The following is a 13337-nucleotide window of genomic DNA, read 5'->3' as shown; positions in this document are numbered from 1 at the left end:
GAAATGGCGGTCCTGGGCGATCGCTCCGCTCTCGTCGACGAAGGCAACCGCAGTCGGAGTCGTCTTCGGGAGGGTGGGCATGCCGCTGGCCATCGGGCAGATCAGGTCGTGGGCGTGATCTTCACGAGCCCGAACCCGATGAGCTCCTGGAGCAACTCGGCAGTCTTGGCAGCGATGCCATTCTCCTCGAACTCGATGTAGCCGATGCTCGAAAAGTTCGTCGGCAGGTCGATGCCCTGCTCTTTGAAGATGACGACTCGATCCTCGTACGCGAACGAGCAGGCACCGAGCTCATGGGCAACGTTCTCGCTCGGTCGCCAAATCTCCGCACCCTCGTCGTTCGTGAATCGCTGGTCCTTCGTGAAGATCAGGATGGCCGAGCCGCACTCGAGCATGATGTCGCGCACCTTGGCGGGGATAGGGCGGCCTAAGTTGGGCTCGCTAACGGCGACTTTGTAAGGGATCTGGAATCCCGCGAGGATTTTCTCCAGCTTCTCGAGCGGACCAGTGTTCTTTCCATGCCCCACGAAGATCGGCTTCGGGCGTGCTCTGGTGACGTCGGTCGGAGGCTCGCTACCAGGGCCCTCGTTCTCGACGTTTCCGACGGGCTCGTCCGTCTGTAAACCGTCCTCCGCGCTCTCGGCGTCATCTGCGCCGTCCACGCTTCCGGCGACCTCCGAGTCGGGCACCGCATCCATCAGGACGTGGGTCGACCCACTGATCTGGCGTAGCACGCCGATGAACTCGCCGGTCTCGACCACGAGCCCGGCAGCCTCCTCAGCACGATCGGCAGGCACGCCGAAGTCGGCGACGAGGATCTTCCTGAGCATGTCGGGGGACGGCAGCTTGTTGCCGTTGAAGCGCTCAAAGAATTCTCGATACAGCGGGATGGTTAGCGCTGCCTGTCGGAGGGCCGCCATCCGCTCTGGTCCTGACGACCGAGTGACTCGCTTCCCAAGAGGGGTCAGGCTGACTTCGGTGGCCTTCTCGGTCCCCTCGGTCAGGCCGTACATTCGCGACGAACTCAGCAGGTACTTGAAGTTCGAGCTGGCTGGCTTGATGCCGAGAGCGTCAGCCACGAGAAGCCGGTTCATCGGCGCTCCCGCGTTCTCGTCTGCGATCTTCTGGGAGATCACCAACGATTGCTGGAGGGAGTCCTTGGGGTAGTTGCGCGGTGCCGAGGCCATTTGGGGCTTCTCCGGTGAGACGTCGAGGACCAGAAGATTACACCCGTGTGATTCTCCTAGCAACGTTGCCGAGAGGATAAGTCAGATAGGTTCGCGGGTCCTCCTGCGTCCGAGAGGGCGCGGACCTGGGATTTTGTTGGCCTAGGAGAGGCGCGACAGGAATGCGCGAAGGAATCCGAATGACTGGGTCAAGCGCGGGTGGCCTTTCCGGGCCTACGAGCTCTCGCGAAGTCGCTTGGCTCCCTCGTCACGTCTATCCTAAGTAGGCGGCGCGAGGACCCCATGGGGTCCTTAGCTCCGCATCGATGTCGAGATGGCCGGCCCATTGGGCCGGCCATCTTCGCGCCTACGCCCCGTATACGGTGTCGCCGAACAGCCGGGCGGCGTCGGCTTGCATGCCGGGGAGGACGTGTTGGTAAACGGTCATGGTGAAGGCGGGGCTGCTGTGGCCGAGGCGTTCGCTGACGACCTTCACGGGTACGCCGGCCTTGAGCAGGATCGTGGCATGAGTGTGACGGAGGTCGTGGAGTCGGATCCTCGGCAATGACGACTTGGCGAGGTGCCGCTCAAAGCACTGGCTGACGTAGTCGGGGTGGATCGGTTCCCCGTCGGGTCGGGCGAACACGAAGGCGTCCATGGTCCATCGACGGCCGGTCAGCCGGTGCTCGGCGCGCTGCGTCTCCCGCCACCCTCGTAGGACCTCGATTGTTCGAGCGTCGAGGTCGACCATGCGGCGGCCAGTCTCGGTCTTCACGTCGCCGAGGCGCTTCTCGTAGGCGACGTTGGTGACCGCCTGATGGACCGAGAGCCGGGCGGCGTCGAGGTCGACATCTCGCCACTGGAGACCAAGCACCTCACCCCGGCGCATGCCGGTGTGGGCCGCGAGGTGGAACGCCACGCCGAGCGGGTGGCCCTCGATCTCGGTGAGGAACTGTCGGAGCTGCGCGGCGTCCCACACCGTCATCGACGAGCGTCGGCGGACCCGGGGCGCGTCGGCGATGCCAGCCACGTTGCGATGAACGCTGCCCTTCCGGCAGGCATCGGCGAGCGCCTTGTGCAGCATCCCGTGGATGTTCCGCACGGTCTTGGGGGCGAGCCCGCCGCCACCGCCGTTGAGCCGGCCCTCGGTGAGCAGGTCGGCGTAGAAGCCTTCGAGGTCCTCGGGGGTGAGGCGCTGTAGCGGGATCATCCCGATGCGGGGGAGCACGTGGGAGTTGATCGTCTGGCGGTACGAGGCGTAGGTGCTGTGGCCGACCTGGGTCTTGCGGACGGGGAGCCACCGCTCGACGAGGTAGTCGCCGAGGGTGATCCGCTCGGGGGAGCGGTAGTCGCCGTCGTGCATCCGCTTCACGAGCTCGGTGAGCACCCGCTCGGCTTCCTTGCGGGTGACGCCGCCCTGGTACCAGCGGCGACGTTCTTTGCCGGTGGCCGGGTCGGTGCCTTCGTAGACGACGGCGTAGTAGCGGTTGCCCTTCTTGGCGATGTGACCTCTCACGGCTCCTCCTGGCCTGCTGCCGCAGCCAGTCCGCACATGGGCGGGCTCTGGCCGAGGCGCCGATCCGAGCCAGCGCATGTCTGGTCGTGATCGGTTCGGGTTGGAGGAGCACGTCGCACCGCCACCGGCCCGTGCTCGAGGCCGTCCACTCGGGCGGTCAGACGATTGTGTCTCACCATCCCGGAACGATCCAGCGCCAAAGACGTGGGAGCGGACCTTGGTAGCCAAGCGACGCGACGCGAACGGCCGTCGGCAGTGGGGTCAGGGAGTGAGGGTCGTCGAGTGTGTCGACGGCCGTTGTCACGGTCACCAGGAGGCCCCCCCATGGAGATGCGCCAGCCGCTGCCCGACTTCCTCACGGTCGAGGAGGCCGCCCGTGTGCTCCGGATCGGCCGGACCGCGGCCTACGGACTGACCCGGCAGTGGCGAGCGACGGCCGGCGCCGAGGGTCTCCCGGTGGTCCGCTTCGGTCGTCAGCTCCGCGTGCCCCGCGCCGCGCTGGAGGTCTACGCCTGCGGTCCACTGACGGCGCCTCCAACCGGGCGCGAGGCGAAGAAGGTCCATACCTCCAAACCCCACTCGGTCGAGGCCGTCGCGTCGCGATCGTGGTGCAGTCCGATAGCTCGAACCGATCAGTTGCTGCTCTTCGAAGCCCTCTGATCAGATCTGGGAGTACCCGCGTGATTTCAAAGCGGAACTAGTGGTCGAGCCATCGGATCGGTTCGTAGGTGCGCTGCGAGGCTGCTCGGCTGGACGCCGATTCGCGCCGCAACCCAGAGACGGAAGATGAGCAGATTCAGGCGTTGCGTATCGGCCAGTTCGATGAGGCTCGGCTGAGGCCGATTGGCGTGCTTCACGCCGTTGTAGGTGGCCACCGATCGTTGGACCCAGTTGGCGCAATCCTCAGGTAGGACATCGGGTATCTGGGTGAAGATCCGTTCGAGCCTGGCCTCGTGGCTCTCAGCCTTCGCTGACCCGCGACTCACTCCGCTCTCAAGTGCGATGGCGTACCCCAGGGCCTCGAATCCGATGCCCGCCTGGGCCACGACAGTCTCTATTGGCGTTCTTCGCTGTTCGAGCAGGTCGGTGAGCGGGAGTACGCCTCGCTCGAAGTCTGACCGCACGCGAAGCCATCTCTTGAAGCCCCGCACGCCGATTTCGCTAAACCCGAAGAGGAAATGGGGCCTGGTGGTGCTGGTGTCTGCCTTGCGCAGCTCGTACGAGCGGACTTCAGCCCACCTTGGGCATACGACACGCCCTGACATGGTGCGTTCCGGGTCGCTTGCCCGATTCGCCCATTGCTGCCCGTAGCCGAGTGTCCTTCCAGCTGAGAGACACAAGAGCTGGCGAACTGCCTCGTGGTTTGCAATGTGCTCGCCCCAGCTGCGCGCCTTCGTCACAAGGGTTTCGATCTCAATTGCCTCCTTCAAGACTCGGGTGTCTGGCTCTGACCCCAGGCCGTATCGGAAGTTCGGCCGAAGTCGAAGGTTCAGGCTTCGATCGAGTGCGATCGGACCCGGGGATTCGAGGTGGAGGTCAAGGGAGCGAAGCCGGCTCTGATCGTCTCTGGTCGGGGCCTCAGTAATGCTCCTTAGGCCGATCCAGTCGCCAAGGCCAGGCATCTCGGACCGCAGGCCATTGATCTTTTCGTAGTTTTCGCGACCGCCCAGCAGAGCGAACCTCACGTCGACGACGCCCTCGCCAGATCCGGGAGCTGTGGCTCTCGTGCTGACTGCCCGACATCCGACCAGGGAGACGGGCCCATCAACGTCATGAAAGAGGAGGCCTGACGGTACGCCGGAAGTGTCAGCCTCGTCGGCGCGCCTGCTCTGCCCGATAGAATCGAACCACTTGCGGTAGGGGCTGTCTCCCCACCCGTCCGGCCACGGAATCGTGAGCCTGATGTTCGCTCCATTGTCGTGGAGGAGGACTGCGACCTCGGGCGTAGTCGGGTCTCCATCAACTAGCCAGCCGAGCCTCGGCGCTCCCGGATCAAGCTTGTTATCAGCCATACCCGCCGATCCCGCGTCGAGGTTCCCCCGTGCTCAGCGCCCTCACTCTCGCGCACTGGACTGACATTGCGTTTGAGCTCATGGTCGTCTCGCCGGAAGCCTCGCTCGCCCAGCCGCCTTCTGAGCTACACACTCACTCACACAGATCATCACCGGCGGTGTGCACCTGACTTTCGTCGCGTCCGTTTAGGATCTGGCTGATGTCGGAGGAGAGTTCGGAAGCCGATGCACCGGCCCCCCGCGGGCGACCGCGGAAGTGGTCCTCCGAGGCCGAGCGGAAACGTGCCTACCGGGCACGGAAGGCCGACGAGCTGGCCGAGCCCGAGCGACTTCGCTCGGAGCTGCGGGACGCCCGCTCCGAGATCCGGCGGCTCGAGAAGCAGTGCGCTCGGCTCGAGGCCGTGGTCGGCCGAGCGGAGCGACAGGCAGCCAAGGAGATCTTGGCCCGGGAGGAACTCGAGACCGAGATCGAGTTTCGAGACGGCACCATCGCCTTCTGGCAGCAACGGGCCCGGATCGCCGAGCGTCAGCTCTGGGAGATCAACCACCCCGACGGCGCATCTCGATAAGCGCAGGTGAGAAGACTGTCGGGACCGAAACCGGGACCACTTCCGGGACCGAGATGGGACCCCTACATCCTGGGGTGTCACTCGCCGGATTGTCCCCCGTGAGCAGGAAGCCTTGGCGCCCTCGTTCGTCGGCCCCGTGCCCTCACCCCCGTACCTGTGGGCTCGACCATCGTCTGGCCGGCCGCTGTCGCTGCAAGTAGCTACGGTGACGGTGGTCCGGATCCGCGGCGGAGGTTGGGACGACTTCCGCGGACCGATCGACGGTCTGAGCTGCTTGGGGGTTGGGAGGCATGTTCGGCGAGATCAATTGGTTCCCACGCTTCGGGGACATTCCGGGCGTCGCTTACGAGCCGATCGTTCCTGTGGATCGCTCAAAGCTCAAGCGTGCCTCGGAGCGCCCTGAGGTCTCGTCGTTCACGACCGACGGCCGGGTGGTCACCTATCTGACGTGGGGCGATGACGAGGAGAGCTCCTCGGCCTCGCCTTCTGCCGATCACTTCGTCGACGAGGAGCTCGACGGGCTCAAGACCGGCACGGTGCTCCGCAAACTCGCTGAGGCCCTCGAGCTTCCGGGCGTTGCCTCCGACTATCACTTCGCCCTACAGGCGTTCGTCGGTGTCGCGTGGAAGCGTCGTCGAGAGGAGCCTGAGGCTCTGGGCTTGCTCGAGCGCGTCGCCTGGCTCGACATTTCCTTCCTCGAAGCGTTTCCGTCAGCCTTCACCTACACGCGGATGGACGAGACCAGCTACTACCGCGTTAGCTCGATGCAGAATCTGCTCACGATCTACGAGTACGAAGGCGCTCTGCTCGAAGCGATCCAGGTGGCACGGATCGGCCTGAAACACGAGCAGTTCGAACCCAAGAAGCTCGACGAGCTCCTCGAACGCCAAGCCGCCCTCGAAGCAGAGTTCCGGGGCTGAGCGTGGGATTCGAGACCCTGGTCGAATCCGCGTCGTTCCTCGAATGGGCGTTCTTGAAATGGGTGCTCAACCCCGCCGCAGCCACGTCGCTCGCTGGCAGCGTGGTGGCTCAACAGCCGGTCGTGGCAGGGGAGCGCACCTACCGACTCGACTACGAGATCGCCGGTGCTCAGCTCGCGGTCGCCGTCGAGCTCGACGGGTTCGCCTACCACTCGAGCCGTGACGCCTTCACTTATGACCGGCTCCGCCAGAACGATCTCGCCGCACTCGGCCGGACCGTCGTTCGTTTCACCTACGACTCGATCCGCACCGACACGGCCCGCTGCGTGGCCCAACTCCAAGCTGTGCTGGCCCGCGACCCGCAACTCGCAGCGCACCTCGTAGCGAACCCGGTTGTCGCTGTCCCCGACGACATGGAGCCCGATCCGCTCTTCGCGCTCACCCGATCGCCAGCGGCCCCACCCGTTCCACCGTCCCCGTCGGGCTTCTTCGAAACCGCCCGCCACGCCATCAACCGAGACGCGCTCCGCCTGTGCCAGCGCGAGGCGTTCACGGCGTTGAGCAACTACTACGGCAGCGGAGGGCGCAACGCCGCCACCGTCATGTCAGTCGGCGCAGGCAAGACGGTCCTCGGGGTGCTCAGCGCAGTTGCCTTCACCACCACGCGGGCGCTGATCGTCACCCCTGCCTCCGTCATTCGTGGGACGTTCGACAAGGCGCTCGATCCGCAGGCGGTGGGCAACAGCCTCTACGGGCTGCCGTGCGGACCGCTGCTGCCCGGGCATCGCGCCCCGGTGACCCTGACCCTCGACCGGGCTGACGGATCAATCCGGGCCGTGACCCGCGAGCAACTTCTCGCCGCCGACATCATCGTCACGAACTTCCATTCCCTGGGAACCGGCGACGACCCAGATGATCTGCTCGCCAAGCTGGGACCCGACGACATCGACATGATCGTCATCGACGAGGCCCACATCGCTGCCTCGGAGTCGTACCAGCGCCTGTTTCGCAGGTTTCCGGACGGCAAGACCCTGCTCATGTCCGCATGCTTCCAGCGCGTCGACGGCAAACCCATCGACGCCGACGTCGTCTACCGATACCGGCTGATTGACTCGATCGTCGACGGCAACGCCAAGAACCTCCGGGTCCATCGTTTCGCCCCCGACCCGGCGGCCACCACTTACCAGGCGGTGTGGCCCGACGGCGCACGAGAGCAGATCATCGGCCGGGACTCTCTGCTCGAGGTGATCGGTAACGAGCGCAAGCTGGCAAACATCACCGCCAAGTCCGACGAGCCGATCCGTCAGGTGATGCGCCTCGTGCGCCAGCTTCTGGATAGCCAGGCCGAACTGCTTCATCCGGTGAAGCCTCGAGTCCTGTTCTCGGCGCTCGGTGCGCGTCACGCCGAGCAACTCGCGACGATCGCCGAAGAGCAGGGGATCCCGTGCGCCTCGCTTCACCACACCCAGTCCGAAGCCCACATCCGGCAGGTCCGCCAACGGTTCGAGTCCGACAACGGAGACCTTCAAGGCATCGTGCAGCTCAAGATGCTCGGCCAGGGCTATGACTTCCCCGCAATCGGCGTGGTCGTCCCGATGCGGCCCTACGGGAGTTTCAGCGAGTTCTACCAGTTCATCGGGAGAGGCATCCGGGTCATCCAACACCCGTCTCTCGTCGGCCGTGTGGCACCCGCAGACCAGTTTCTGGACGTCGTCTACCACGCCGAAATGGATCTCGACGCGCACGTCGAGACCATCTACTTAGAGAACGACATGGACCCGGTCACCCTCGACGAGCTTCCTGACGCAGGCGACTCGATCATTGCTGGTAGCGACGCCGACGTCGGAGCCGAGGACGTAGGGGCCCAGATGTACCCGGACGCCTTCGTGCTCTTCGAGCAGGGGACGATCGAAGAGCGTGTTATCCACGACCAGGACCGCGTCGAAGCCGTACGTGACGAACGAGAGAGGGCCGCTTTGATGCAGCGTTACGCCGAGTACGCCGCGACTACAGCCAGTCCGCTCACTTTCGAGCAGTTCGTCGATGTGGTGAGGGAGTTCCGTGAGTAGTCCCGGGTTCACCGCTGCTTTGCTCAAGGGGTCGCCCGCAGAGCTCCTCGCTGCTGAGGCGTCCGAGGACCAGGCCGCCCGTTTCGTCGACCTCGACGTGCTCCTTGCCGAGCTACTTGCGCTCTGCCTCTCTGGCCACCCGTTCGTGACCCTCGGCCGGGCCAGGGCCAAGGACCCCGCGGACACGGTGACGATCACCGGGCTCTCGGAGCGCTCGCGGGCTCTTGTCGACGAACGGTTCGATCTGAACCGCCAGGAGTCGAAGGGCGCGTGGTTCCTTCCCGAGGAGGCGACGCTCAAGGTCGGGGCCTGCAACCTGCCGTCGGCGTTGGTCGCCGGGCAGGCCTTCGCTGTGGCTGCAGCCCGGGCCACGACCGGCCGCGTGCGATTCAGAGGGAGCGCTGACGCGATGGCTGTGTGGGCGTTGGTCTCGCCGCTCGCCGCCGCCCTGATCGCTCCCGTTGAGATCCGCACGGCTAGCACCAAACGACCCAAGCCAGACCAGGTGCGCACCCAGTTGAACTCTGCCCGGGAGACTCTCGACTCGCTCGGATTCGATGTCGAGGAAGCGTTCGCTCCGTTCGGCTTCGGTGCGGGATGGGCCCGTCTCACCCACCCCGAGAAGATGGCCGCGGAACAGAGGCTCGCTCAGTCCCTCGCGTCGCAGGCCTCGTCGGACACCGCTCGGCTGTGGCGTGCCGGGGCCGTCCAGACCCTCGCCCGGGCCCACGCCAGGAAGGCCAAGTCCGGCCCGCCACTCGCAGAACAGGTGATGACCAAAGCACTCCAGCCGATACTCGTATGGGTCTTCGGTGGCGACTGGCTCGCCTTTCTCGATCACATCGGTGCACCGCCCAACCCGGGGGAGAAGCTTGCCGGCTCACTTCCCGAACCGCGCATCTATGCGCCGACCGCCGATCGGGCAGCCGCAGTGGCCGAGGACAAGGGGCTTCCCCTCGAAGAGGTACAACGCATGCTCGCCGCCTTGCACGGCGGCAGTTCCGCGCAGTCCCCGATCGAGGAACGGGTGGCGGCGATGCGCAACTGGTGGACAGAGTTCGACGAGATCCACGCCCGCCAGACTCCCGGGAGTCCGTCGCTCTGGGGGCTGGTTGATGAAGGCTGGTTCAGTCCCAACAACCAGAACGCACCCGTTCCCTATCGCTACCGGGATCTGCTCTCACCGGAGTTGATCGCCCGCATCGACCGGCTTTGGGGCGGCTGCGCGTTGGGCCGTTGGCCCGACAAGATCGTCACCGAGTTCTGGCCCCATCGCCTGATGGCCGACGCCTTCGGACCCGCAGTGGAGTTCTGGAACAACACAGCCCTCGCTGCGTGGTTCATCTCGGAAGGCCCTTCAGCCAGAACCTCCTTCGCTCGTCTGGACAACCATGAGCGGGAGTCGATCACCGCCCTCACCGATGCTGGATTTCCGATCGACCGGGCCTTCTTCGCTGAACTCAAGCGCCTCGATGAGATAATCCCTCCGCCGCAGGAAGTGGAGATCGCCGGAGCGACGCGCGAGCTCAGCCACGGCATCAGCATCACCATCGGGCACTCATCGACGAAGCTGCCCCGCGGAGGATTCGTCCAGGTTCGCGACGTGGTCACCGCGTACCGACGCGCGTGGGCCGCGGATTACCTGGACTCGTACCTGCGGCAGCGTTGGGAAGGTGAGCTGCGGGCTGTGGCAACCGAATACAGCCGGCGGATGGCGGCCCGGACGAAGCCCCCGACCTTCAAGCAGTTCGCGTCTTTCGGACTGGGCGCTGCGAACCACTGGTTCGGAGGCGATCTCGCCGCTCTCTACGCCGCACTTGGCGAGGTCGCGCCGGCGACGCCAGTGCGGGTGCAGATGCTCAAGAGCGAGCCTCACACGCTTCTCCTTGGGGTCTGGCAGGGGATGGGCGGTCGGGTGCTTCCCGAGGACGCGAGCTGGAAGGACCGAGACGCTTCCGAGCAGCAATGGGCCATACAGCGACTCACCCGTCAGAGTGGCGAGTTCATCCAGCGTTGGGAAGCCACCGGTGAACGCCCCGACATGAAGGAAGTGGGTGCGGGGGTCGAGTGGACTCACCTCGGCGGCGAGGCAGCCGGCTTCGACCGCTTCTGTGCGGTCGTCGAAACTCAGCTCGCCACGCCGATGGCTCCCTCTCCGCCGCCGCCGCCACCTCCGCCGCCGCAGACGGCTCCCTCTCCGCCGCCGCCACCTCCGCCGCCTGCCGCCGCGCCGTTGCCCCCGCCTCCGGAGGAGTCCACAGGAGCAAGGCGTCCTAGGCGCGGCTGGTTTGGCACGAGGGATCGGTGAGTCCGACCCATGCCAGGGCGTGGATCTTCTAACGGATCTTCTAACGGACGGCCCGACATGAACCGGAACCGACGCAGTTGGGTTCTCGGCGAGGACCCACGAAACCCCAGCTCAGGAGCATGATCTGGCACCACTCGACACCAGGCGACACAGTCGTGAGCCAACTCATAACCCGAAGGTCGCAGGTTCAAATCCTGCCCCCGCCACCAACGAAAATGCAGGTCAGGGCCCATCCGAGAGGATGGGCCTTCGCCGTTCTCGGGACGTGGTCAGTCAGACGGTGACGAGGCGAACTGGCGCGTCGAGCGTCGCCAGCAGGTGTTGGAGGTCGGTGGGGTCGGAGGTGACGAGGGCGACCGGGCCGTTCTGTGATCGGGCGGCGGCGACGAGCGCGACGGACGCATCGACGATGTCGGCCGTGCCGGCACGGCCACACAACAGCCCGGTCGCACGGTCCACGCTCTTTCCCCGAGGCCGGCCCGGTGCGAGAGGTGTGTCCGGTTCGAGTTGAACACTGTTAAACTTTCCCCATGGCACGTGCGGTCGGACAACACCATGGAGATGTCCCCGGTGCCCTCATCGAGGCTGCGCTCGGTCTGATCGAGGAGGGTACGGAGCCGAGCCTGCGAGCCGTGGCACGACGAGCCGACGTATCGCCGGCCGCGGCCTACCACCACTTCGCGGGGAAGGACGATCTGCTCACCGAGGTCGCGCATCAGGGCTTCGTGGCCCTCGCCGCCACTCAGGCCGACGTCGCCGGCGCGGACGCGGACCGTCTCGAAGCGATCACGGCGGCCTACGTGCGCTTCGGTTGGGCCCACCCGACCCACTACCGGCTGATGTTCGCGATGCCGCCCCACCAGCGGACCGGCACGACCGCCGCCGCCCTGCAGGAAGTCGCGCTGGGAACCTTCGCCACCCTTGCGGCATCCATCGCGGAAGCGAACCCGACGCTGAACGCCGAGGAGGCCGCCCGACGAGCGTTGATGACCTGGTCGCTCGCTCACGGCGTCGTCCAGATGGGCCCGTGGGAAGGACTGCCCAGCGGCCCCGCCGACGCCGACGCGCTGGCCGCGGCTGCCGGACGAGCGGCACGCGCGATCGCCCTGGACCCGGTGTAGCTCCGAGAGCCGCACCCCACCGAGATCAACAACGACAACGACCACCGCCGCCGCCACCACCACCACCACCACCACCACCACCACCACCACCACCGTGTGGACCATCACCGCCGAGGAGAACGCCATGCGTCGAATGATCACGCTCTCACTGTCACTGAACATCGCAGTGCTCGTCCCGATCTGCCTCGGACTTGCGCTCGACACCGGATGGGTCGCTCGTGCCTACGGCGAGTCGACCCAGGCTCGCGGCATCCTGCTGTCCATCTACCTGGCCATCGCCGTGCTCTCGCTGGTGCTTCTGATCCGGCCTAATCGTCGGATGACCGCCGCACTCCTCCTCGTCCAGGTCCTGTACAAGGTGACGACCCCGTTCACGGTCGGCACGCTCCAGAACCCGGTCGTCATCAGCAACCTCGCCATCACGGTGGTCCACATCGCCACACTCGTGCTCATCTTCCGCGAGAGCAGAACCGCTCCATCCCCTACTCGACTGGCCGCCTGACCAGTCGGCCCTCGACCGTGCTGACGTGGGCGCGACCGGTGGTGGCGTCAGGTTCGATCGCCGGGCGGGGTCACGGTCTCGTTCAGTTCCTCGGCTCGGCGGCGGAGGAAGGAGCGTTCGGATTCGTTGGTGCTGCACTCGATGGCGCGGTCCAGCGCGGCGGTGGCGTCGTCGAGGCGGTCGAGTTTCCCTCGTACCCAGGGTCGACGTGAAAGCCTGAGACGTTTACAAGACCACGCTGCTTCCACTTGAATCGCGCAGAGATCAGGCCGAGTGCATCAGAAGGGATCCGAACCGTTTCCTCAGTTAGAAGATTCGCAAACTGACCTGGCGGAATTCTGACTTGGTCGCTCGGCTCAACGCGTCGCTTGGTCTTGGAGTCCTCCCCCGTGACGTATACCTCTGAGCCGAGCCGGAGCTCGTACGAGCAGTTCTGGACGAACCTTGCTTCGTACGGATCAACGAGGCCTTCGGCCGGCAGCCGGAGCTTTAGGGTTTCGGTCGACCAGAACCCTGCCATTAGCCTCGCGCCGGCGTCACAGACGCGATCGAGTGACTAACTTGCAGCTCATCCACGGGCGAGGATGGGAGTCTCTCGTTGCAAACGGTCGACAACTTCACGCCGAAGATAGCTATGTCTGGCAGCCTCTTACTCTGGAAATCACTCCACGTACCAGTGTCAATTGCGTCCACAAACAGGCCTGCCAGCTTCGTGACGTGGAAGGTGTAGTGGCGGAGCTGGTCGATCTTCGACAGTCCAAACACGTCTGGGTGGAACTGTCGGTCGTGCATCATCTGGGCAACCTGCACCTCGTCCCAGTTCTGGGCGTCAGCAAGTGCGTTGACCCCGGCGAGCACGGGTGATTGGCGCTCATCTGCGAACCGCAGAAGGCTTGATGTCTCGACTTGTCGGAGTCGCTCGGCGTAGGCCCTGCGCAGCGAGAGCCCGGATGCGGAGGCGAGGCTTGCGGCCATGGTCCGCATCTCATCGGCGGCCATTGTGACCCCGTAGGTGGTGCCGGGCTCGTTGTGTTCGACGTGCTCACAGAAGGAAGCACAAGCAGCGGCTGCGCGAACGAGCGTTCGTACTGACCGCTCGAGCAGCTCGGGTGCCGCAGCCGGCTGCTCTCTTGGCCGGGGATCGTTCATGGCCA

Annotated in this window: 12 protein-coding genes; 7 read left to right on the top strand and 5 right to left on the bottom strand. The window is 65.4% G+C overall.

The window, feature by feature from the left end; genetic code table 11:
* Positions 1 to 101 precede the first annotated feature (101 nt).
* Positions 102 to 1136, bottom strand: coding sequence for a nucleotide-binding protein (locus MUE36_08700; GenBank protein MCU0311009.1), 1035 nt, complete (start codon positions 1134 to 1136; stop codon positions 102 to 104).
* A gap of 397 nt (positions 1137 to 1533) precedes the next feature.
* Positions 1534 to 2682, bottom strand: coding sequence for a site-specific integrase (locus MUE36_08695; protein MCU0311008.1), 1149 nt, complete (start codon positions 2680 to 2682; stop codon positions 1534 to 1536).
* A gap of 324 nt (positions 2683 to 3006) precedes the next feature.
* Here MUE36_08695 and MUE36_08690 point away from each other — a divergent pair, with 324 nt between their 5' ends.
* The gene (locus MUE36_08690) at positions 3007 to 3342 is read left to right on the top strand and encodes a helix-turn-helix domain-containing protein (protein ID MCU0311007.1); all 336 of its coding nucleotides are present in this window, start codon (positions 3007 to 3009) and stop codon (positions 3340 to 3342) included.
* Between the two features lie 26 nt (positions 3343 to 3368).
* On the opposite strand, the gene MUE36_08685 is transcribed toward MUE36_08690, so the two are convergent.
* The gene (locus tag MUE36_08685) at positions 3369 to 4694 is read right to left on the bottom strand and encodes a hypothetical protein (GenBank protein ID MCU0311006.1); all 1326 of its coding nucleotides are present in this window, start codon (positions 4692 to 4694) and stop codon (positions 3369 to 3371) included.
* A gap of 200 nt (positions 4695 to 4894) precedes the next feature.
* On the opposite strand from MUE36_08685, the gene MUE36_08680 reads away from it, so the two are divergent.
* The 4 genes from MUE36_08680 to MUE36_08665 all read left to right on the top strand — a co-directional run bounded on the left by MUE36_08680 (position 4895) and on the right by MUE36_08665 (position 10560).
* A complete protein-coding gene (locus tag MUE36_08680) occupies positions 4895 to 5263 on the top strand; it encodes a hypothetical protein (protein MCU0311005.1) in 369 nt (122 codons plus the stop codon).
* A gap of 290 nt (positions 5264 to 5553) precedes the next feature.
* On the top strand, positions 5554 to 6183 hold the full coding sequence (locus MUE36_08675; protein ID MCU0311004.1) for a hypothetical protein: 630 nt from the start codon (positions 5554 to 5556) through the stop codon (positions 6181 to 6183).
* Positions 6184 to 6185: 2 nt separating this feature from the next.
* Complete coding sequence (locus MUE36_08670; GenBank protein ID MCU0311003.1) at positions 6186 to 8252, top strand: DEAD/DEAH box helicase family protein; 2067 nt, start codon at positions 6186 to 6188, stop codon at positions 8250 to 8252.
* The gene (locus MUE36_08665) at positions 8245 to 10560 is read left to right on the top strand and encodes a hypothetical protein (GenBank protein ID MCU0311002.1); all 2316 of its coding nucleotides are present in this window, start codon (positions 8245 to 8247) and stop codon (positions 10558 to 10560) included. Before MUE36_08670 ends, MUE36_08665 begins: the two co-directional genes overlap by 8 nt.
* Positions 10561 to 10833: 273 nt before the next feature.
* On the opposite strand, the gene MUE36_08660 is transcribed toward MUE36_08665, so the two are convergent.
* A complete protein-coding gene (locus MUE36_08660; GenBank protein MCU0311001.1) occupies positions 10834 to 11019 on the bottom strand; it encodes a hypothetical protein in 186 nt (61 codons plus the stop codon).
* A gap of 71 nt (positions 11020 to 11090) precedes the next feature.
* Here MUE36_08660 and MUE36_08655 point away from each other — a divergent pair, with 71 nt between their 5' ends.
* Together MUE36_08655 and MUE36_08650 are read left to right on the top strand one after the other, a co-directional pair.
* Positions 11091 to 11681, top strand: a complete 591-nt coding sequence (locus MUE36_08655; GenBank protein MCU0311000.1) for a TetR/AcrR family transcriptional regulator — start codon at positions 11091 to 11093, stop codon at positions 11679 to 11681.
* A 94-nt stretch (positions 11682 to 11775) separates the two neighbouring features.
* Positions 11776 to 12183 carry a hypothetical protein gene (locus MUE36_08650; protein MCU0310999.1) on the top strand — a complete coding sequence of 136 codons (408 nt, stop codon included), beginning with the start codon at positions 11776 to 11778 and terminating at the stop codon, positions 12181 to 12183.
* 519 nt (positions 12184 to 12702) lie between these two features.
* Here MUE36_08650 and MUE36_08645 read toward each other — a convergent pair.
* Positions 12703 to 13182 carry a hypothetical protein gene (locus MUE36_08645; GenBank protein ID MCU0310998.1) on the bottom strand — a complete coding sequence of 160 codons (480 nt, stop codon included), beginning with the start codon at positions 13180 to 13182 and terminating at the stop codon, positions 12703 to 12705.
* Between the last annotated feature and the right edge of the window lie 155 nt (positions 13183 to 13337).

The sequence above is a fragment of the Acidimicrobiales bacterium genome, assembly GCA_025455885.1.
Classification (GTDB): domain Bacteria; phylum Actinomycetota; class Acidimicrobiia; order Acidimicrobiales; family Acidimicrobilacustridaceae; genus Rhabdothermincola_A.
The sequence above is the reverse complement of the archived record's forward strand: the minus strand, read 5'-3'. Positions and strand labels throughout refer to the sequence as shown.

Bases quoted from the DNA above. Each gene is read 5' to 3' on its own strand.
- MUE36_08690 (MCU0311007.1), top strand. From the start codon at position 3,007: ATGGAGATGCGCCAGCCGCTGCCCGACTTCCTCACGGTCGAGGAGGCC.
- MUE36_08655 (MCU0311000.1), top strand. From the start codon at position 11,091: ATGGCACGTGCGGTCGGACAACACCATGGAGATGTCCCCGGTGCCCTC.
- MUE36_08685 (MCU0311006.1), bottom strand. From the start codon at position 4,694: ATGGCTGATAACAAGCTTGATCCGGGAGCGCCGAGGCTCGGCTGGCTA.
- MUE36_08675 (MCU0311004.1), top strand. From the start codon at position 5,554: ATGTTCGGCGAGATCAATTGGTTCCCACGCTTCGGGGACATTCCGGGC.
- MUE36_08680 (MCU0311005.1), top strand. From the start codon at position 4,895: ATGTCGGAGGAGAGTTCGGAAGCCGATGCACCGGCCCCCCGCGGGCGA.
- MUE36_08645 (MCU0310998.1), bottom strand. From the start codon at position 13,182: ATGGCCGCCGATGAGATGCGGACCATGGCCGCAAGCCTCGCCTCCGCA.